Annotated in this window: 19 protein-coding genes and 2 pseudogenes; 12 read left to right on the top strand and 9 right to left on the bottom strand. The window is 58.2% G+C overall.

Annotation, left to right across the window (positions count from 1 at the left end; translation table 11 throughout):
- Positions 1-44 precede the first annotated feature (44 nt).
- On the top strand, positions 45-1,949 hold the full coding sequence (locus ACS4RR_RS06155) for an AAA family ATPase (RefSeq protein WP_456190130.1): 1,905 nt from the start codon (positions 45-47) through the stop codon (positions 1,947-1,949).
- A gap of 72 nt (positions 1,950-2,021) precedes the next feature.
- On the opposite strand, the gene ACS4RR_RS06160 is transcribed toward ACS4RR_RS06155, so the two are convergent.
- Both ACS4RR_RS06160 and ACS4RR_RS06165 read right to left on the bottom strand, forming a co-directional pair.
- Positions 2,022-2,549, bottom strand: a complete 528-nt coding sequence (locus tag ACS4RR_RS06160) for a nucleotidyltransferase domain-containing protein (protein ID WP_456189828.1) — start codon at positions 2,547-2,549, stop codon at positions 2,022-2,024.
- Between the two features lie 188 nt (positions 2,550-2,737).
- The gene (locus ACS4RR_RS06165; protein ID WP_456189829.1) at positions 2,738-2,863 is read right to left on the bottom strand and encodes a hypothetical protein; all 126 of its coding nucleotides are present in this window, start codon (positions 2,861-2,863) and stop codon (positions 2,738-2,740) included.
- A 156-nt stretch (positions 2,864-3,019) separates the two neighbouring features.
- Here ACS4RR_RS06165 and ACS4RR_RS06170 point away from each other — a divergent pair, with 156 nt between their 5' ends.
- A complete protein-coding gene (locus tag ACS4RR_RS06170; RefSeq protein ID WP_456189830.1) occupies positions 3,020-3,472 on the top strand; it encodes a DUF2383 domain-containing protein in 453 nt (150 codons plus the stop codon).
- A gap of 155 nt (positions 3,473-3,627) precedes the next feature.
- Positions 3,628-4,224, top strand: a complete 597-nt coding sequence (locus tag ACS4RR_RS06175) for an alpha/beta hydrolase (RefSeq protein ID WP_456189831.1) — start codon at positions 3,628-3,630, stop codon at positions 4,222-4,224.
- Between the two features lie 6 nt (positions 4,225-4,230).
- On the opposite strand, the gene ACS4RR_RS06180 is transcribed toward ACS4RR_RS06175, so the two are convergent.
- The 4 genes and pseudogenes from ACS4RR_RS06180 to ACS4RR_RS06195 all read right to left on the bottom strand — a co-directional run bounded on the left by ACS4RR_RS06180 (position 4,231) and on the right by ACS4RR_RS06195 (position 6,049).
- Positions 4,231-4,524 (bottom strand): hypothetical protein, encoded by a 294-nt coding sequence (locus ACS4RR_RS06180; protein WP_456189832.1) that lies wholly within the window; start codon positions 4,522-4,524, stop codon positions 4,231-4,233.
- Between the two features lie 477 nt (positions 4,525-5,001).
- Positions 5,002-5,223 (bottom strand): hypothetical protein, encoded by a 222-nt coding sequence (locus ACS4RR_RS06185; RefSeq protein WP_456189833.1) that lies wholly within the window; start codon positions 5,221-5,223, stop codon positions 5,002-5,004.
- Positions 5,224-5,274: 51 nt separating this feature from the next.
- A pseudogene (locus ACS4RR_RS06190) lies at positions 5,275-5,580 on the bottom strand (Crp/Fnr family transcriptional regulator); the annotation flags it as partial.
- A 169-nt stretch (positions 5,581-5,749) separates the two neighbouring features.
- Positions 5,750-6,049 (bottom strand): hypothetical protein, encoded by a 300-nt coding sequence (locus ACS4RR_RS06195; protein ID WP_456189834.1) that lies wholly within the window; start codon positions 6,047-6,049, stop codon positions 5,750-5,752.
- A gap of 58 nt (positions 6,050-6,107) precedes the next feature.
- On the opposite strand from ACS4RR_RS06195, the gene ligD reads away from it, so the two are divergent.
- Positions 6,108-7,166 carry a non-homologous end-joining DNA ligase gene (gene ligD, locus ACS4RR_RS06200; RefSeq protein ID WP_456189835.1) on the top strand — a complete coding sequence of 353 codons (1,059 nt, stop codon included), beginning with the start codon at positions 6,108-6,110 and terminating at the stop codon, positions 7,164-7,166.
- A gap of 222 nt (positions 7,167-7,388) precedes the next feature.
- The gene (locus ACS4RR_RS06205; RefSeq protein ID WP_456189836.1) at positions 7,389-8,387 is read left to right on the top strand and encodes a DUF4268 domain-containing protein; all 999 of its coding nucleotides are present in this window, start codon (positions 7,389-7,391) and stop codon (positions 8,385-8,387) included.
- Positions 8,388-8,416: 29 nt separating this feature from the next.
- Here the strand turns inward: ACS4RR_RS06205 and ACS4RR_RS06210 are convergent, their stop codons facing one another.
- A complete protein-coding gene (locus ACS4RR_RS06210; RefSeq protein WP_456189837.1) occupies positions 8,417-8,611 on the bottom strand; it encodes a hypothetical protein in 195 nt (64 codons plus the stop codon).
- 45 nt (positions 8,612-8,656) lie between these two features.
- Positions 8,657-8,797 (bottom strand): annotated as a pseudogene (locus tag ACS4RR_RS06215) (CopG family transcriptional regulator); the annotation flags it as partial.
- Positions 8,798-9,009: 212 nt separating this feature from the next.
- Here ACS4RR_RS06215 and ACS4RR_RS06220 point away from each other — a divergent pair.
- Positions 9,010-10,161, top strand: a complete 1,152-nt coding sequence (locus ACS4RR_RS06220) for an SIR2 family protein (protein WP_456189838.1) — start codon at positions 9,010-9,012, stop codon at positions 10,159-10,161.
- On the top strand, positions 10,154-11,863 hold the full coding sequence (locus ACS4RR_RS06225) for an ATP-binding protein (protein WP_456189839.1): 1,710 nt from the start codon (positions 10,154-10,156) through the stop codon (positions 11,861-11,863). The genes ACS4RR_RS06220 and ACS4RR_RS06225 overlap by 8 nt, the downstream gene beginning before the upstream one ends.
- Before the next feature lie 211 nt (positions 11,864-12,074).
- Here ACS4RR_RS06225 and ACS4RR_RS06230 read toward each other — a convergent pair whose 3' ends face one another.
- Positions 12,075-12,242 (bottom strand): DUF6894 family protein, encoded by a 168-nt coding sequence (locus tag ACS4RR_RS06230; RefSeq protein ID WP_456189840.1) that lies wholly within the window; start codon positions 12,240-12,242, stop codon positions 12,075-12,077.
- Between the two features lie 59 nt (positions 12,243-12,301).
- On the opposite strand from ACS4RR_RS06230, the gene ACS4RR_RS06235 reads away from it, so the two are divergent.
- From ACS4RR_RS06235 to ACS4RR_RS06255, 5 genes are all read left to right on the top strand, one after another.
- The gene (locus ACS4RR_RS06235; protein WP_456189841.1) at positions 12,302-12,682 is read left to right on the top strand and encodes a hypothetical protein; all 381 of its coding nucleotides are present in this window, start codon (positions 12,302-12,304) and stop codon (positions 12,680-12,682) included.
- 192 nt (positions 12,683-12,874) lie between these two features.
- On the top strand, positions 12,875-14,368 hold the full coding sequence (locus ACS4RR_RS06240; RefSeq protein ID WP_456189842.1) for a type I restriction-modification system subunit M: 1,494 nt from the start codon (positions 12,875-12,877) through the stop codon (positions 14,366-14,368).
- Between the two features lie 37 nt (positions 14,369-14,405).
- Entirely contained in the window at positions 14,406-15,869 is a 1,464-nt protein-coding gene (locus tag ACS4RR_RS06245) for a type I restriction-modification system subunit M (protein WP_456189843.1), read from the top strand.
- Positions 15,862-17,025 carry a restriction endonuclease subunit S gene (locus ACS4RR_RS06250; protein WP_456189844.1) on the top strand — a complete coding sequence of 388 codons (1,164 nt, stop codon included), beginning with the start codon at positions 15,862-15,864 and terminating at the stop codon, positions 17,023-17,025. Before ACS4RR_RS06245 ends, ACS4RR_RS06250 begins: the two co-directional genes overlap by 8 nt.
- 128 nt (positions 17,026-17,153) lie before the next feature.
- On the top strand, positions 17,154-20,693 hold the full coding sequence (locus ACS4RR_RS06255) for an HsdR family type I site-specific deoxyribonuclease (RefSeq protein WP_456189845.1): 3,540 nt from the start codon (positions 17,154-17,156) through the stop codon (positions 20,691-20,693).
- Positions 20,694-20,758: the final 65 nt, after the last annotated feature.

Genomic DNA, 20,758 nt, shown 5'->3' on the forward strand with positions numbered 1-20,758 from the left:
GCACGTGATCGTTACGAGCGAGGTGTTCGGATACTTCCGTGGCGATGACGAGCACTTCGTCCGCACGCGGAACCATTGGTATCGACTGGGCGAAAAGAGGGGCTGAGGTCATGCAGCACAGAATGACTGCAGCCGCGTTTAAGGAAGTGCGAAAACGTCCCGGCGTCCTACTCGCCTATTTCCTACTTCGGCGCGCGTTTCGAAATACGCCGCAGTTTCGAGGAAACATCGCGGGCACCCTAATCGCAATTGTTGACAAGCAGTGGATCGGGCGTTTTGAACGAGCCGGCCAACTGCTTCTGTCGGCGCAGGCCAAAGCGTTTTTCCGCCCCGAATTGACCCGCCATCAAGTCGTCACGGTGGAGACCGGTTCAAGGAAAAAGGTCGACATGGACGTGCTGAGAGGCTTCGCACAGACGATTGTCGTAGCGGATAGTCCGCGGGCTCTCTCCAAGACGATGCGACTTGCCGCCGATGCCATGTTTGTCGTCGAGAAGCCCTCAGCGCGGCACGTGATAGCGATCAGGAAGCTGGCTGGTCGGTCCAGGGTCGAACTCGGGGAGGTAGAGAAACTCGTCCACCAGGATTGGGATGTGATTGACGCACTTCTCTGCCGACAGGTGCTCGACGACAATGCGTTCCAATCCTCGGCCATGCAGGATTCAATTACGGAAGTGCAACCGCGCCTCAGTGAGTTGCCGGGCTATGCAAAGGCGAAAACTTGGGCGGCGGAACTTGCGGCCGACGTCGCGTCGTGGAGAAAAGGAACGCTGGAGTGGTCTGAGGTCGACAGGGCAGCGCTTTTGACAGGTCCACCAGGAGTAGGGAAGTCCTTTCTGGCGGGAGCCCTTGCGGCCGAGCTCCAAGTCGCACTCGTCGCAACGTCCCCTGGGCATTGGCAGTCGTCCGGCGGCGGACATCTGGGCGACATGCTGAAGGCCATGCGCGCCTCGTTCGAAGAGGCACGTTCAAACGCCCCGGCCGTGCTGTTCCTGGACGAGCTCGATAGCATCGGCAATCGGCAACACCAAAGTCAGCACGCTTTCTATGAGACGCAGGTCGTCAACTTGTTCCTTGAGCTGACCGGGAGCGCGTCGAAGTGGCCTGGCGTGATACTACTCGGCGCGACGAACCGTCCCGACGATATAGACCGGGCGGTTTTGCGATCCGGGCGGTTCGAGCGTCACATCAGGCTGGAGATCCCCACGCCCGACGAACGTGCGGAAATCCTCTCGTACCATCTAGCGGGGCCCTGTTTACGAGAAGTTCGTCCACTCACCGATCTCCTTGAGCGATACAGTCCCGCCGATCTTGAATGGCTGGCCCGCGCCGCCAAACGACGCGCGCGAGCCGAAGGACGCACAGTCGAGATCGTGGACGTCGAGCGGAGCATGCCCCAACGTCTGAAACTACCCGCCGACGTTCTTCGGCGCGTTGCCTTACACGAGTGCGGTCATGCGTTGATTGCCCTGGATTCCGGCTTCGTAGAGTCCGTCATCGTCTCGGTGACCGACACGATATTGGACGATCCAGCCAGGCAGAGCGGCGGGAAGGCGCACTTCGAAATGAAGGATTCGTTCCTACAGACCGAGGATTTCCTTCGAGCTCAGATCCGGATCGCCTTGGCTGGCACGGTTGCGGAACAGGTGGGCATGGGAGGTCGGTCGACGGGAGGGGCTGGAAGCCGTGGCTCGGACCTCGATCTCGCCACCTCGATCGCAATGCGAATGGTGGCGAGCTATGGCATGGGGCCGGTGCCGCGCCTGTACGCCGATCTGGACAGAATTACCGAATCCTTCCGTCCATCGCCCGACGTCTCCCGCGAGATCGATCGAATCCTTCGTGAAGAGTGGGACAAGTGCAGGTCATCCCTGACGCGGGACCGTGACAGACTGCTGGCCATGGCGGCGGATCTCGTGCGTCAACGGAGGATCGCGCTAGCACGCTAGCTAGCCTGCATGTTCTCAGACCTGATCTGAGAATGTTCAGCTTGGGAATGCGATCGCTCGCCTTGCCGAGGATCAGCCGTCGTTTCCGCGTAGGGCTATCATGATGCGGTTTCCGTTCATGATCTTCCCGATCACCCGGTCGGTTGCCAATGACCGCCACTCGTCAGGCGTATGAAGGTTGAGATCGATCTGTCGTCCGAGCTTCGACTGCAGTCTCTCGACGGGTTCTCCCAGAGCGAAGACGTCGAGCGTCCCGACGATCATCAGATCGACGTCGCTGTCCGGCCGTTCCTTGCCATCGACCATCGAGCCGAACAGAAACGCCATCTGGATCCGGTCGGCGAACGGTTGCAACTCCTTCGCCACGAGATCGCTCATGCCGAAGGTCTTTAGGCAGATTGATCGAAGCTCTGGATAGATCGGGTGGTCGACCTCGATTGAGTAGACTACCTGGTTTCCGCGCGCGGATTTCTTGATGATGCCCGCGCGATCGAATGCCTTGATGGCGTTGCGGCCGGCTCCCACGCCCGGCCCTCCGATGGCGAGCAGTTCGTTGGTTCCATAGTGCCGTTCCGGATGAAGAATCAGTGCCGCGAGCATTCGTTGCTGTCGCTTGGAAAAAAGGAAATCGGCGGCCGACACTTCGAACCTCTTATTGGACTGATCGAACCAATAATTGGACTGAAATTGAGATCACTGCAATCCGTGCTTTGAGTCGCAGCGGGAATGTCGAAGATAGGTCCGCAGAATTTCCTACCTGCACCGAACAAGCCGATGCCTTATGTAGCTCATGGCGCTGGGATCGCGTCGTCGACCTGCCTCGCCCGGTCGTTGACGCCATAGGCCAGTCGGAGTTCCAAATCATCGAGCGGAATCTCTTCCTCTCCGTCACCTAGCGAATCGGCTTCGATCATGTCGATGTAAACTCAGCACTCCTGCACGGTCAGAGTGCGTCTGGCGTCGATCAACGCTGCGGCTCGGTACGGTACAAGACGAACGCGGTGTCCAATTGGAACATTGCTTTCGGACACCCATTCCCAGTTCTCCGGTTGAACGGGAAGGAGAGCCTAATGGTCACCATGGTCGGTAACGAATCCAGCATCGAGGAGCTTGTGACGGACCTCATCTACCTGGAGCATGATGCGATCGCGGCATACGAATCCTGCATTGAGCGCCTCGACAACAAGGAGTTCAGCGCGCAGATCGCGACTTTCAGGGAAGATCACCTGCAGCACCTGCAGGTATTGAATGAAATGGCGCGCGAACTGGGCGTCGAGGCGCCGAGTGAAGGTGACATGAAGCAGATGCTCACCACCGGCAAGATCGCCTTGGCCGACATCATGGGCGACGCCGCCATTCTGAGAGCAATGAAGACCAACGAGGACGATACGGTCAGGGCCTACGAGCGGGCATCCCGCCACGAAGACGCGATCCCGGCATCGAAAGCTTTCTTTATGAAGGCGCACCAGGACGAGGAACGCCATCGCGCCTGGATGAGCACGACGGCCGATTCACTATCTTGAAAGGACAGTCCGCAATTCTCATTTAAGGCCTACCACCCAAATCTATGGCCGATGACCGCGACATGATCGTCGCAAGCTCGCGGCCGTTCGGGTGACGAGGGCGCTCCCCCATGACGGGGTAGAGCGCCCTTTGTGCATTCAGCGACAGGATCTTTATGCGAGGCAAGTCATCGCTCGTCATCTTCCTGCACGGGATCGGTGCATCAGGCGCGCAGCTCATGCCGCTCGCCGCCTCCTGGCGCTCGAGCCTGCCGAACACCCGCTTCGCAGCACCTGATGCGCCCCTACCACATCGCTATGGCCATCAGTGGTTTATCGCGGAGGGAAATCCGCTCGATCCGACCCGCATCCGAACGGCACGCGAAGCATTCGACGGACTGATGAACGATGTCGTCGGCGCCGAAGGTTTCGCCGACGCCCACGCCAGGATCGCTTTCGTCGGCCTCTCGCAGGGTGCAATCGTCGCGCTGGACGCGGTTGCGTCCGGACGGTGGAGGATCGGTGCGGTGGTTTCCTTCGCCGGACTTCTTCCGCCCCAGCAGATATCCTCCGCGAGTAGGGACACCCCAGTGCTTCTGGTGCACGGCCAACGTGACACGACGATCCCTGCAACCGCCTCGACGCTTGCCGCGGCCCAACTCGGAGCGGCTGGCTTCAAGGTTGAGCTGGATATCGAACCAGCGGTCGGTCACACGATATCCTCTTCAGGGGCGGAGAGGGCGCTCACGTTTCTGAAGCAGACGCTCGCGTAGCTTTGATCAACCCAATCTGTGGCGTTCGTGTCGATAAATTGGCCGTTCCAGCGGTCCCTGAATTGGCGGGCAGCTTCGCGGCTGCTGAAGCAAAAGACAATAATCATCCCATTCGATCGAAGCAGCATAGGACTTCGAAGTTTGGTCGAGCGCAACCGCAGAGGTGATAACGTCACCCCTTTCGCGAGAGGTGTAAGCAGATTCGCCGCTCTGATAGTTGCCCCACCAGATGATGACATGGTGCGGCAGGTCGCTGTCGAGCAGCCAGCGCGCAAGCGGATTCTCGCGTCGATCTGCCATCTTATAAAATCCCCCGGCGACCAGTGTCGTATCTTTTGAAAACAGCGCATGGTTCGTCCTTGCAAGGATCGCCGCCGCATGTCGATGAATTGAGATTTCGCTCCCGCCCGAGCATGTTGCTAATATGTTCTCGTCTTGGTCGGAGTCAATAACACGAATTGGGTAATTGCCTGGCCCGACTTCCGATACGAGGGCGCTGGCTCCGCAGCCGGCCGACGAGAGGCCCAGCGCTGGGGGCGGAAATACTGACTCCGCGGCGCTCGATTCAAAAAAGCCCCGCCGAGACAGTTCTGATCTGGGAAAGTCGGGATCGCACAGTACTGTGGCGGGAACTATAGGCCCTTTTCAGGGCCACCCGTGCGACCCAGTTTGTTTAACAAAAAGCGATCTGCGAGGTTCCGGTACGGTTTCGTACGCTTTAGCAAGTCGCACCAGTCTTTCGCTGCCGCGGGCTCCACGTCCTGGCGAAGCGTTGCTTCAATGAGGAACGCAAACCCGCTTGATCAAGTCGGCAAGTTGATCACCTCCAACGATTGCATAACGATGCCGGCCCGTGCGGATTAGGATCTCGATCGCCGAAAGCTCGTCTAATTGCTCCCTCGCGTATTCGATGGCCGCTTGCAGAGAAATGAACTCTTTGTTCGCAGTGCCGGGGAGCCAGTTGTGCACCGTGATCGGAGCGTCCGAATTCATCAACATCTTTTAGCCAGGCTCCGTTGGCACAAGTTAAACGAGAGCGATGTATACCTGGCCCGGCACCTGCATGAAGGTCTTGTTCGGGGTTCGGTCGACGCAGAGGACGACCGGGTAGCCGGCGAGGCCCTCGTGTCCGATGTGGCGGATTTCGACGCTTTTGCCGTCGGCGCTTTCCACAACCATCGAGGCGAGGCCGCTTTCAAGAAAACAGACATGCTCGATCGGCTGGCGCGGCAGCACGAGCGACCGGTTGACGGGAAGGTTGATAGGCTCGAGAAGAGGCGAGAGACGCTCGAAGGCATCCCTCGGAAACCGGCGCGACAGTCTGTTCTTCACTCCGCTCTGGGTTATTATTCTCATGATCTTACACCCCCGGCCGAATGATCAACGCGGAGTTAATCCTATGGTTCAGGGATTTCACACTCTGTCCGGTTTTGACAATCGAAACGGCTCGTCGGGCGCGAAGCCTTCCGTACTTCTTTGTAGCTGTCGACGACAGTCAGCGAGGCGCAGACGAACAGTTCAGCGATCATCTCGAAGAGCTGTTTTGGGGACGACCATGCAATTCCAGCAGCTTCTCATAGTGCTGCTCGACCATCCGGCACGCCTCCCGCGATGTTTCCGCCCATCCGCTGTGGGGCATTATGTGCTCTCGGACCCAGGGGATGTGGGTGATGTTCCACTTCCACATACCTACTTTGCCAAGGCTCGTTTGGTCTAACTGGATGCGGCCGAACGACTGTTCGCCGTCGAAACCGCTGAAGTCCTGCTGTCCTCCTCCTGGCCAGGTCTCGCGCCATTTGTAGATCGGCTGGTACACATCTTCCATTGCGTGGACTCACTCATCGGTAGACGGCATTCTAAGCACTTGCTGATGTGATGGTTCCATGACGAAAGCTCCGAAGTCAAAACCGCTCCTGCAGGATGCCGATAAGCCGGTTCGATCCCGGCCTCGCAAGCCGCGAGACCCCGCACAGCCGAACCTTCCCCTCGACCCTATGCCGGATCGCATCGATCCGTGTCTCGCTCTGCTCAAGCCGAAACCGCCCAAAGGCCCGCAATGGGCTTTTGAGGTGAAGTGGGACGGCTATCGCCTGGCAGTTCACATCGAGCCGTCCCGCGTGCGCATCCTGACGCGCGGCGGCCATGACTGGACGGATCGTTTCCCCGCGATTGCCGCCGAAGCACGCCGCCTTCCTGTCGCCACGGCCATCCTGGACGGCGAGGCCGTCGTCTTCGACGAGCGTGGCCGGTCGGATTTCGGCAGGCTGCAGCAGTCGCTTGGCGGCCGCGGCGGCAAGAGGATGTCGCGCGAGGCGGTCCTTATGGCGTTCGATCTGCTTTATTTTGACGGCCGGGACATGAGGCAGACCGAGCTCGGTGCGCGGCGCCATCTCCTCGAGGGCTTGGTACCTGCCGGCGGCGAGGAGGCCATCCGATTGTCGGAGGAAATCGAGGCGGATGGAGATGTGCTCTTGCGCATCGCTTGCGAGCATGGGCTCGAAGGGATCATCGCGAAAGACCGCAACAGCACCTATCGCAGCGGCCGCGACGGGGAATGGCTGAAGATCAAATGCATCCAGAGTGACGGCTTTTTGATCGTTGGATATGAGAAGTCGACAGCATCATTTGGTGGCATCGGCCGACTGTTGCTCGCCGCACGCAAGGGAAACGAGCTCGTCTATGTCGGGGGAGTGGGGACCGGCTTCAACGAACGATCCGCCGCCGAGCTCAGGGAGCAGATGGATAAGCTGATCATCGCCAAGCCAGCCGTCGACACCGAAAGAAAGCGAAATGCCGTCTTCGTCCGGCCGGAGCTTGTTGCCGAGATCGAGTTTCGCGCATGGACTCATGACAGCAAGCTGCGGCATGGGTCGTTTAAGGGCCTGCGAGAGCCGCAGGAGAATGCGGCAGTCTACCAGATGGAGCGATCTGTGGCATCCTAAGACGGCCTTGTGCCATCGATCGAAAAGCGGCCGGGACATGACTCTCGATAAACTGCTGCGCCAGCAAGCAATCCTCAGTGGTGTCCGCAATCCAGTGCGGACTCCTACGAAAGTAACGAGCAATTAATCAGTTGTGTCTTCTATCTCATCTGAGTTGTTCCCTGGTGGCCAGCCAACTTCATGTGAGGGGAACGTGTCGGGATCGCCCAAGAGGGGAAAAGGATGAGCGGATATAATCTCGGCAAGCTCGAAAAGATCGAGCTTCGTGATATCTGGACGAGTGAATCATCTCACTTCACGCCATGGCTGGCGCGCGAAGAAAACCTTCTCACACTCGGCGAAACGCTTGGGCTTGAACTTGAACTAGAAGCGCAAGAGAGAGCCGTAGGGCCTTTTCGCGCTGACATACTATGTAAGGACATCGGCACCAATGCTTGGGTGCTGATTGAGAATCAGCTTGAGCGCACCGACCATTCTCATCTTGGGCAGTTGCTGACTTATGCCTCTGGCCTCGAGGCCGTGACGATCGTTTGGATTGCCGCGAGATTCACGGAAGAGCACCGCTCCACACTCGATTGGCTGAATCGCATCACCGACGAGACCTTCCGATTCTTTGGGGTGGAGGTCGAGCTTTGGAGGATCGGTGAATCGCCCGCCGCTCCCCGCTTCAACATCGTATCCAAGCCGAACAACTGGAACAAACTCGTCACGCAGGCGGCGCGAGCGATGGACGAAGCTGAGCTCACCGCTACCAAGGCGCTTCAACTTGCTTATTGGAGGGCATTGGGCAGTGTTCTGATGGCGAGGGGCGGCCCACTGGCGAGAGAGCGTAAGCCACAAAAGCAATCGTGGATGTGGTATTCGTTCGGGCGCAGCGGTTTTGTGATTTCCGCTGCCATGGTGCGGCCGAAACGGCAAGTGCGCGCCGAGCTCTATATCTCCAATCCTGATGCTAAAGCATTTTTCCATCTGCTCCATGAACAGAAATCGGAGATCGAGACGGAACTCGGCTATGCTCTTGATTGGGCCGAACTGCCCGAGGGCAGGGACACGCGGATATCGACGCATCTCAACGAGGCCGATCCGGAGAATCGCGCGGATTGGCCTCGCCAACACGATTGGCTAGTCACGCGAATGAACGATTTCTATCGTGTGTTTGTGAACCGAGTTAAGGGGCTGGATGCGAGCGCTTGGCAGCCCGAGGAAGTCGCCGACCGCTGAGCCAAGAGCGGCATCAAACCGAAGTGTCACTACTCTTCGTATTCCAGCTCGGCTATTTCATCTGCCAAGGTGACTACGTGCTCGCTTAGAACCTCAGCCACATTGTCGAGAAGCTGAGCCAATTCGGGGTCGCTTTCGTAAAGCTGTTCCTGCTTAGCCCTCAACTTGCCTATGTAGAACTGATGAATGTGCAATGAGCCGTTCATTTGCGCGAGGCTTGGCATGCTGATGCTCCTATTGGCGAGTCGGTGCCCATCTTGATATGCGTCTCAGGCACTCCCATCAACATCGCCGTCTTCATCAAGGTTGTGCACCGGCAGATAGGTGTTCTTCTCCATCCACTCCCGCACTATGAACCTGATCATGTCGTTGCGCGTCACGCCGAACTCGCTGACCAAGTTGCACAAAGCATTGTCGAAGTTATCCGCGCCGGCGTTCATGCCGCCCCAAATAGTAATGCCCACACGATCTCCGAAACAAGGCTCGTCGTCACTCGCGCTCTGGCTCCTTTCGGTTTCGAGCGGAGAAAGGTTGAATAGTCTAGGAACTGTGCAACTCTGCCGATGCAGGGGGAATCAGTTTGAAGATCAAGAGCTCTCAGAATTCGGGACAATGGCGGGAGATGAAGCCACCCGTCGATAACAATCCGGATCCGGCATCCATGGACGTGCGCCGGGTTCTCTCATCGGCCGTGAGATCCCAGAACCTAATCGTCCTGACAGGACTCGGCACCTCTTTGTGCGTCACCAAGAACGGACAGCGGGTGGCTCCAACGATGGGAAGCCTTCTGGACAAGATCAAGGCACTTTTCGATGCGATGGACCAGGTCGACGGGAGCGCGATTGGAACCCTCTGGAGTACGTTCAAAGAGCTCGCCAACGTCGATCCGAAAATGACCGACCTCGAATACATAATGTCCCGTGCTACCGTCGCATCCGAGTTCCTCAGTGGCGACGACGCCAAGATCATTAAGCGTCTGGTGGCCATCGCCGAGGATACGATACGCGATCAAGTCAACTTCATGGATGAATCGATCGACCTTCCGGTCCACGAGGCGTTTCTCCGCAGGGTGGCGAGACGTTCGTCGAGGCGCGCCAGAACCAAGGTATTCACGACAAACTACGACCTGTGCTTTGAGATCGCCGCCCGTCGATCCGGATTTGTGGTCGTCGATGGATTCGCGTTTGGTAGCGAATCCTACTTTGACTCCACGCAATTTTCCTACGATGTCGTGCGGCGGTCCGCAGGTGAGGAGAAATCGGATTTCATCGAAAACCTCTTCCACCTGCACAAGATTCACGGGTCCGTGGACTGGGAACTGACTCCATCAAACCAGATCGCCAAGAGGCCAGGAACGGAAAAGCCGCTGCTTATCTATCCTCGATCCTCCAAGTACGAGATGGCGTTCAGCCAGCCGTACATCGAAATGATGGGCGCGCTGCAGGCAAGTCTGCGCGCTCCGAACACAACCCTCGTGGCCATAGGATTCGGCTTCAACGACAAGCACATCGCCGAACCGATATTGGCAGCGATCAAGGGCAATCTTTCCCTGAACGTCGTCGTCATCAATCCGGATGTCGAAGAAAAGAGCGGTGCTGGCGGCAACGCCCATCTGGCTGCGATGGCAAATCTGATCGACAACGGCGATGCCCGTCTCGCCCTCATAGCCGCGACGTTCGAGGATATCGTGCCGCTCGTTCCCGATGTCATCGCTGAGACCGAACTCGAGAAGCACGGGGAGCGGATCCGAAACATGGGAAAGCTGAATGCCTGAGGCGATCCCAAGCTATCCCTTCGAAAGGTCCCGCTACCTGGGCTCGGTGTCGCGGGTCACTCCGCTTAGCGTACGGGTCAACTTTCCCTTCGCAACGGAGGTGGCGCCTTCGCAATACGCGGGGCATCGCGTGACTCGAGGGCAGGTGGGCGAATTCGTGGTCATCGAATCTTACGGAAGCGCCATTATCGGCCGGATCACCGAAATCCAGCTCCCGGATCGAGACCGACTGTCAGTAGAGCCGGAGCGTAGCGAGGGGGAGGAGCTTGCGAATCCAATCTGCACAATCCGGCTCCTCGGATCCGTCGACGTGAGCTCCAGCCATTCCAGCCGCGGAATCGGCGAGGCTCCGAGGGTTGGCGACTATGTCTATCTCGCACACCCCGATTTCGTTCGCTACGCCATCGTCACGACCCAGGGCACGCTGGATGGTCTCGTCGATCTCGGCCATCTTAGCGGCGCGCCGGAGACCCGCATCGCGCTACCGCCGATCTCGATATTCGGCAGGCACTGCGCCGTCCTTGGATCGACCGGAGGGGGCAAGAGCTGGTCGACGGCCAGGCTTGTTGAAGAAGTTGCCAGGCGCAAAGGCAAGGTAATTCTTCTTGATCCAACAGGCGAGTATCAGACGCTTGATGAGGACGGCGTGGTTCATGTCCATCTCGGCGGCGGCCGGGACGGTGCTCAGGACAAGCGGAACTTTGTTTCATTTCCCTACCATCATCTCACTGAAATGGACCTTTTCGCCTTCCTGCAACCGAGTCCGGGCGTGCAGGCGCCGAAGCTGCGTGACGCCATCCAGAGCTTGAAGCTTACGTTCCTTGAGCCGGGACTTGCTGAGCCCGGTTCATCCCGGTTGATCAAGCGCTTCAAGGAAAAGAGACCAATCAACGCTGCGCTTGTCCAGCACGACAAAACACTCCACGCACCATCGGCGCGTTTCAACATCGAGGATCTGGTTCATCAGGTATTCAACGAGTGTGTCTATCCGCAGGGTGCCGACGGTTACTGGGGAGATCGCCATCCACAATCCTACGATAGCTGTGTCACTCTGTGCATGCGGATCGCGACCCATCTCAAGTCCGCGCATCTTGCTCCTGTGTTTGCACCGCCTGCCTACATGACTGATCTTACCGAAGTTATCACGCGGTTCGTCGATGATCCTGTCACAAGCGTCCTTCGCGTCTCGATGCGATACCTTGCTTTCGAACACCATACTCGCGAACTGGTCGTGAATGCGATCGGTCGGTACTTGTTGGGCCAGGCCAGGAACGGAAAGTTTCAGAAGACGCCGCTTGTCGTGGCCATTGACGAGGCCCACCAGTTCCTCAGCAAATCCGTCGGCGACGACAACAACAGGATCCTTTTGGACGCTTTCGGACTCATCGCCAAGGAGGGACGAAAGTACGGCCTCAACTGCCTCCTAGCAACGCAGCGTCCGCGCGACATCCCTGAGGACGTGTTGTCACAGATCGGCATGTTCATTGTCCATCGCCTGATAAACGAACGAGACCAGGCGGTTGTGATAAATGCGAGTGGTATTCTCGACGCAACCACCGCCGCCTTCCTCCCCAGTCTCCGTGACGGCGAGGCGCTCATCGTCTGCGCAGACTCTATCATGCCACTTCCCATCATGATGACGGCGCCCCGGCACCGACCGCGCCTAGAGCAGGATGTCGAAAGGACCTGGATGAACCCGTAGCGTGGCGAGGCCTCCGGAGTTTCTCCATGGAGACTACATTGGAGGTTCTCAGGACTAGGCAGCCTGGAAGTCCCCATCGTTCGGGAGCTTCACGCTCTGTGCGATTTTGACATTATGGGCTTCTGAGCACCTGCGCCAAAGGCGCTAGGTCAACTGAACCGCTGACCGGAAGGGAACCGTCGCGACCAACGTGCCGTCTTCCGTCATGATCTCAAACACGTCTCCGCCGACGGGATTGCTCCGCGACCATTTCGCGGGCGGCGGCGGTTGCTTCCTCGCGTGCCTGTTCAGGTGAGGCCAGGTCGATGCCCTCCAGATCTTCGTCGAAGACATCGTTCCTGCGGACGTGGAAGAAATACTTCGGCGTGGTGTGCTCCATCACGATCTCTTTACCCTGCTGTGGTACCTCGGCGAAGGCAGATGTTATTGAGGATCCTAATGAAAAACATTCCAACGGTCGAATGGTCCCCAATGGAGCGGGGAAGAGAGAAAACCTCGTGGCAGGGGCGCTTTGGCGAATATGGTTCGTTTCGCGTCGATTACTACTCTTCGAGCGATGAGGTGGAAGTCTTATACATAGGCTCCTACGAGCCTTTGCAGTCCTGGACAAACGGCGGCCGACAAAAGCTCGGAAAGCATTATGGCGTTACCCGGTGGAAGGATGAAGGCGAGGATGCCACCGAGTTCGCATTCCGCTACGGTGCTCAAACGGTCGAAACCGCCAAGCATCAGGTAGCTCTCCGCGGCGGTTTCGAAGTTGGTCTCGTGAAGGCTCTAACGCTCCGCTTCGGCGAGATCGTGGGCCGACTCCGACGATGATGAAACTGCTCCGTATTTTGGGGCGTTGCCAAAGCCGCGGTTAATCCCACCGCTTTGTTGAGAAAATAGCGAACACGTTGAACGGCAGCCGCTCGGGAACGAGACAGCGAGTTTAGGGGGCTAGGCAAGACGTTGGCAGTTACATAGAAGTTGACGGTCTGAGCTGAAAAAAAGCCAATGAGCATTTAAGACGTGAGCATACATGAATTGAAATCTGCCCTTTGGGACGCGGCAAACACGCTGCGAGGGTCCGCAGTCGATCGGACCGATTGGAAGGGGTACATCCTTCCGCTCCTATTTTTTAAGCAGATCTCGGATGTATGGGATGAGGAGACAGGAGAGGCAAAAGAGATCTACGGCGACGCAGATCCCTCTCAGTTTCCTGAAGTGCATCGCTTCGTTCTTCCGGACGGCTGTCATTGGAATGATCTACGGAGCGTATCGTCTAACGTGGGGACCGTGTTGCAGAAGGCGATGCAGGAGATCGAGCGCGCCAATCAGGATACCCTCTTTCGGGTTTTCGGCTCCGCTGATTGGGGCAACAAAGAGAAATTCAGTGATGAGCTGCTGAAGGACCTGATTGAAGGATTCTCAGAGATTCAACTCGGCAACAAGGCGGTGAGTACCGACGTCCTTGGAGACGCTTACGAGTATCTCGTCGGAAGGTTCGCTGACGTAACGAGGCGTAACAAGGCCGGCGAATTCTATACGCCCAGAAGCGTCGTGCGCATGATGGTGGAGATCCTCGACCCGAAAGAGGGCGAGAGCATCTATGACCCGGCCTGCGGGACGGGTGGTATGCTTTTGGGGGCCATCGAGCACGTGATGCGCAAGGGCGGCGATCCCCGGACCTTCTACGGGAAGATCTACGGTCAAGAGAAAAACCTGACCACAGCCGCTATCGCGCGCATGAACCTCGTCTTGCACGGGATTGAGGACTTTCAGGTCGCTCGCGAGGATACATTGCGAACTCCGGCATTCACCGATTCCAGCACAGGTGGCCTGGCTACCTTCGACTGCGTCATCGCGAATCCGCCGTTCTCGCTCAAGGAATGGGGGCGTGATCTATGGGAGGCAGATCCTTGGGGCCGCGCTCAGTACGGCATCCCGCCCGAGAGCTATGGCGACTACGCCTTTGTTCAACACATGATCGCGTCCATGGCATCATCAGGAACCAGCCGCATGGCCGTTGTGCTGCCCCAGGGAGCGCTGTTTCGAAAATCTGCTGAAGGCTCCATCCGGCAGGCTCTGCTTGCAAGGGACATGGTCGAGGCGGTTATAGGTCTTGCGCCGAACCTGTTCTACGGTACGCAACTCGCGGGATGTGTGGTCATCCTGCGCCGCCAGAAGCCGGAAGAGCGCAAGAACAAGGTTCTGATCATTGACGCCTCAAGCCTGTTCCGCAAAGGCCGGGCGCAAAACTTCCTCGATCAAGAGCACAGCGAGCAGATCGTCACCTGGTATCGCGCTTTCGCGAACGTTGAAGATCGCGCCAAGGTCGCGACACTGGACGAGATCAAAAAGGAAGCCTGGACGCTGAACATCTCGCGTTATGTCTTGCCGCCCATCGGCCAGGACATCCCGCCGCTTCCGGAAGCCGTCGAGGCGTTCAAGACCGCGCTCGCTGACGCCCGTGCGGCCGAGGATCACCTGCGCAAGGTGCTGGTAGAAGGGGGATGGCTGTAATGAGCGGGCTAACCCAACGCGAACTCGAAAGCTATCTTTGGGGGCCGCAACACTGCTGCGCGGGCTCATCGATGCCAGTGACTACAAGCAGTACATCTTCCCGCTCTTGTTCTTTAAGCGGCTGTCCGACGTCTGGGATGAGGACTACCAGCAAGCTTGCGCAGATACCAGCGATGATGGCTATGCGACGGACACCGCCAATGACCGTTTCGTCATACCGAAGGGCGCGCACTGGAGCAATGTTCGTGCCGCGCCAAAGGACGTCGGGAGAGCATTGCTGACGGCCTTCCTCGCGATTGAGGCTGCGAACCTCGAGCGCCTGCGGGGCGTCTTCGGCAACGCGAACTGGACCGACAAGGCCCAAATGCCGGACAGCACGTTAAAGAACCTTATCGAGCACTTCTCTAAGCACGAGCTGACACTCGCCGCCGTGCCCGAGGACGAGCTTGGCAATGGCTACGAATACCTAATCAAAAAATTTGCCGACGATAGCGGTCACACCGCGCAGGAGTTCTACACAAACCGTACCCTCGTTCATCTGATGGCACAGATGCTGGAACCCCAGCCGGGCGAGAGCATCTATGATCCTACCTGCGGCACGGGCGGAATGCTGATCTCGTGCCTGGCCGAGGTTAAGCGGCGAGGCGGTGACACACGCACCACCGGCCTTTACGGGCAGGAGCTCATCACCGTCACCGCGGCCATTGCGCGGATGAATCTGGTCATTCATGGGGTCGACGATTTCCACATCGCCAGCGGCAACACGCTGGCCTCGCCCGCGTTCGTGCAGGGCGACCGGCTGCGCACCTTCGATATGGTCCTTGCAAACCCGCCCTATTCCATCAAAAAATGGAACCGCGGCGCGTGGGAACAGGATGCCTGGGGCCGCAACTTCCTTGGCACCCCGCCGCAGGGGCGGGCGGATTACGCCTTCTTCCAGCACATCCTGTCGTCGATGGACCCGAAAACCGGGCGTTGCGCAATCCTGTTTCCGCATGGGGTGCTGTTCCGCAATGAAGAAGCCGAGATGCGCCGCAGGCTGGTGGAATCCGACCTTGTCGAATGCGTGCTGGGGCTGGGGCCGGGGCTGTTCTACAACTCGCCAATGGAGGCTTGCGTGGTGATCTGCCGGTCGCATAAGCCTGAGGTGCGCAGGGGGCGCATCCTGTTCATTGACGCTGTGGCCGAGATTGCGCGCGAGCGGGCGCAAAGCTTCCTGCGCCCGGATCATCAGGCGCGCATCCTATCAGCCTATCAGGCCTTTGCCGGTGAACCCGGATTGGCTGCGGTGGCAGAAGTGGACGATGTGTTGGCGGCCGACGGCAACCTGTCGATTGCCCGTTATGTGAAGCGGCCCAAGCCGGCGGTGGTGGGCGGGGGTGCCACGCTGGCGGCGACCTGGGCGGCGTTTGACGAGGAAGGGCGCGACTTCTGGTCGGGCATGGACGCGATGGTAGACATGCTTGATGGCCTGATGCCTGCGGAGGACGCCGATGCTTGAGCGGCCGATTTCGAAGCCAGGGTCGACGCGCGTGGCGTTTGGTGATGTGGTGCGCCTGTCGAAAGCGCGAGTGGTCGATCCCGAGGTGGCCGGGATCGAACGTGTCGTCGGGCTGGAGCATATCGAACCCGGCAACCTGCGCATCCGGCGCTGGGGCAACGTGGCCGAGGGCACGACCTTCACCACGCTATTCAAACCGGGGCAGGTTCTATTCGGCAAGCGCCGCGCCTATCAGCGCAAGGTGGCGGTGGCGGATTTCGAAGGGGTCTGTTCGGGCGACATCTATGTGCTGGAACCTGCGAACGATCGACTGATGCCCGAACTGCTACCGTTCCTGTGCCAGACCGATGCATTCTTCGATCATGCCGTCGGGACCTCGGCCGGTTCGCTATCGCCCCGCACCAATTGGACGAGTCTAGCCGGTTTTGAATTCATGCTGCCGCCGATCCAGGAGCAGGTGCGGTTGGTGGAGGCACTTGTGTCGATTGAAACAGCCATTGCCGCTAATCAGATTCTTCGAGGAAGTGCTTGGACCGCAAATCTGGCGAATTATGATGACGTGGTGGGGCGTGAGGTGTCACTCTTCCATCCCGACCAAGACTTTAGACGAAAAGGTGATGGCCTTTGGGAGGTCGTGCCACTGAGGGAGGCGGTCTCCATCTCCAACAATTTGCGTAAACCGCTTAGTTCCGAGATACGTGAAACTATGCGTGGCGATTATCCGTATTACGGGGCGACCGGTGAAATAGATAGGATCAAAGAGTACCGACTTGAAGGATTGTTTTCGCTGATAGGCGAAGACGGCGACCACTTCCTGAAGTATCGGATTCAACCTATGACCCAGCGCGTTTCTGGAAAGTTCAACGTGAATAACCACGCGCATGTCATTTCTGGTACAGAGCGGTGCTTAACCGATTGGTTCGACAGGTACTACCGGTACAGAAACGTTCGCGTCTGGCTCACTAAACAGGGTGCAAGCAGACTCAAGCTGAAGAAAGATACACTTGTTGATATGCCTATCGCGCTGCCAAGCATTGATGAGCAACGTCAACTCATTGAGCGCCTGGAGGCGACCGAAGAATCCGTTCGAAAGATCGACGCGAGACTTTTGCACCTGTCGGTTATTAAGTCCAATATGTTGAGCAACATCGTCTAATTAATGACCTTCACTGTATACACAACCGTCGAAGCCCATTTGCGTGACCTTTTCGCGGCCGCAGTTGCGCAAGCTTCCGGCGGCCGCGCAGGCGGTAGCATGGACTTAGATTGCAGGGAGCGATTGTGATGTCGGCCCGCCCGTCAATCCCTGCAGAAACGCAGCGCGACTTGATGATTGAGTGCGGGCACCGCTGTTGTGCTTGCGGAGAGACGATCTCGCTCGAGAAAGCGCATATCATCCCGTGGTCAGCCACAAAGGACCATTCCTTCGAAAATCTGGTGGTACTCTGCAGCTTGTGCCACAAGCTTTCGCACGATCAGAAGTGGGATGCGAAGACGCTGGAAGGTTACAAGAAAAAGCCGTGGGTCGCTCGCTACAAAGGCGTTCCGGCTGATTTCGGCCCAAAACAGCTCGTAACGCTAGAATTAGACACCACCAAAGACGACTACGAGAGGGAAAAGGAGCGCGTACTTGTCGCAATTGCGGCGGTTATCGACGCTTCGCCCAAGGATGTGCTTACTGTGTCCGTGAAACGGGGCAGCATTCTTCTGACTGTTGCGGTTCCCGCTGATGGGGCCGGCCGGCTGCTGCATTCGGCGGAAACTCAATCTGAGTTGCAGGCGCTGCTGGGGACAATCAAGTTATCTGGGATCGAACCCGGTGCGGATAGCGCATCATTTCCGGACGAGCGCGCCCGTCGTATCGCCAGCTTCAATGAAGGGAATACTGTTGAAGCGCACCTGCGCGATATCCTGACAGGTCCGTCGACCTCACGCCCGCGAGAGTTTGTCGTCGGCCTTGCCCGCTCAGGTGCCAGGATATCGGGGCTCGGCTGGCACTACGTCGGCCCCGCTGACCTTCCACGCCAGCCGCAGGAGGTGCTGATCGAATCCTATCTTCGCGACGCCCTGGTTCGCCTGAACCCCGACATCGCCGCTAACCCTGGCCGGGTCGATGACGTGCTCTACCGCCTTCGCGCCATCGTCATGGGCGCGCGCTCGGACGGGCTGGTGAAGGCAAATGAGGAATTCGCCGCCTGGCTCTTGGGTGAACGATCGATGCCTTTCGGCCCGAATGGCGAACACGTCACCATCCGCCCAATCGATTTCGATGACATCGAGAAGAACAGCTTCGTCGTCACCCAGCAGTTCACCATTCGCTCAGGGAAGACCGAAAAGCGCGCCGATCTGGTGCTGCTGGTCAACGGCATTCCGCTGGTGCTGATCGAGGCCAAGACGCCGGTGCGGTCCAGCCAGAGCTGGCTCGACGCCGCCTTGCAGGTGCATGACGATTACGAAAAGAACGTGCCTGAGCTGTTCGTGCCCAACGTCTTTTCGGTGGCGACCGAGGGCAAGGAGTTCCGCTATGGCTCAGTCCGGATGCCAGTCGACATGTGGGGGCCTTGGCGCGATGACGAGGGGGCGCAGACACTGGGTGCGGTAGAAAAGGCCGCCACCTCCATGCTGCGACCGGCGATGGTGCTCGACATGCTCGACAGCTTCACCGCCTTCGCCACTCAGAAGGGCAAACACCGCATCAAGATCATCGCCCGCTATCAGCAGGTGGATGGCGTCAACAAGATCGTTGCTCGTGTGGTGGCGGGCAAGCCGCGCAAAGGTCTTCTTTGGCATTTCCAGGGGTCGGGCAAATCGCTACTGATGCTGTTCGCCGCGCGCAAGCTGAGGCTGCACCCGGCGCTAAAGAACCCCACGGTGCTGATCGTTGTCGACCGCATCGACCTCGACAGCCAGATTTCCGGCACGTTCTATGCCGCCGACATGCCCAACATGGTGCGCACCGAAAGCCGCAAGGAACTGGCCGATCTGCTGGGTAAGGATGCGCGGAAAGTGGTGATCACCACGATCCACAAATTCGCTGAGGCCGATGGCGTCCTAAACGACCGCGACAACATCATCGTACTGGTGGACGAGGCGCACCGCACCCAGGAGGGCGATCTGGGCCGCAAAATGCGCGAAGCGCTGCCGAACGCGTTCCTGTTCGGCCTGACCGGCACGCCGATCAACCGCGCCGACAAGAACACCTTCTATGCCTTCGGCGCCGACTCGGACGAAGGCGGATACATGAGTCGCTACGGACTCAACGACTCGATCCGCGATGGCGCGACGAAAGAGCTCCATTTCGAGCCGCGTTTGGTGAATTTGCACATCGACCAGAAGGCCATTGAGGAAGCCTATTCGGAACTGACGCAGGGCCTGACCGACGAGGACAAGGATCGGTTGGGCAAAGCCGCGGCCAAGATGTCGATCCTAGTGAAAGCACCCGACCGGATCCGCGCCATATGCAGTGACATCGCCAAACACTTCCGGGAGAAAGTCGCCCCGAATGGATTCGGCGCGCAGGTGGTCACTTTCGACCGGGAAAGCTGCCTGCTCTATAAACAGGAACTTGACCGACACTTGCCGCCCGAAGTGTCGGACATCGTGATGTCCGTGAACAGTGGCGAACCGGAATATGCACCTTATAAGCGCGACCGAGATTCAGAAGAAAAGCTGCTCGACCGCTTCCGCGATCCGAAGGACCCACTGAAGATCATCATTGTGACGTCTAAGCTGCTGACAGGCTTCGACGCGCCGATCCTGCAGACGATGTACTTGGATAAGCCGTTACGCGACCACACGCTCTTGCAGGCAATTTGCAGGACGAACCGCCCGTACGGCGAACAGAAGACGCATGGTCTGATTGTCGATTACCTGGGCATATTCGATGACGTCGCGCAGGCACTGCAGTTCGATGAAGAGGGGATGAAAAAGGCGGTGTCGAACATCGCCGAGTTGCTCAATGCCCTGCCGACTGCGTTGCAGAAGTGCCTGGCCTATTTCACAGGCGTGGAACGCGGCCTGACCGGATATGAAGGGCTTATCGCTGCGCAAGATTGCATTCCCAATAACGAACTTCGCGACGCCTTCGCAGCAGATTTCAGCGTGCTCGCTCGGATATGGGAGGCGTTGTCTCCAGATCCTATTTTGACGCAATACGAGGCAGACTACCGCTGGCTGGGACAAGTCTACGAGTCCTTGAAGCCCTCCAGTGGGACTGGACGTTTGCTTTGGCATCGGTTGGGCGCCAAGACTATAGAGTTAATCCATGAGAACGTTCACGTGGACGCGGTCCGCGATGATCTCGACACGCTGATATTGGACGCCGATTTGCTTGAGGCTGTGCTGGGTGCTGACCCGGAAAAGAAGGCCAAGGAGATTTCAGTTAAACTGGCAGGGCGTCTGCGGAAGCATGCCGGAAACCCAAAGTTCAAGGCGTTGGGCGAGCGTCTGGAAGATTTGAAAAATCGGCATCAGCAGGGACTGCTACTGTCGATCGACTTCCTAAAAGAGCTTCTGGCGCTGGCACAGGATGTCGTGAAGACGGAACGCGAGACGCCCGAGGAAGAGGACATTGACCGCGGCAAGGCTGCCCTCACGGAGCTGTTCGAAGAGGCGCGGAACGGCGACACGCCCGTGATGGTCAAGCGGGTTGTGGACGACATTGACGAGATCGTGCGCGCGGTCAGGTTCGATGGCTGGCAGGCCACGCATGCTGGTGAACGTGAGGTTAGAAAGGTTCTGCGACAGACGCTTTTCCGCTACAAGCTTCATCAAGATGCCGAGCTGTTCGAGAAGGCCTATGGGTACATTCGCGAGTATTATTAACTCCCGCCGACCGCTAGATTTACTGGGGCGGAGACATCCGCGAAGCTTCTATGTCATACCTGTAT

It is taken from the genome of Rhizobium zaerense, assembly GCF_051810725.1.
In the GTDB taxonomy this organism is placed as follows: Bacteria; Pseudomonadota; Alphaproteobacteria; order Rhizobiales; family Rhizobiaceae; genus Rhizobium; species Rhizobium leguminosarum_I.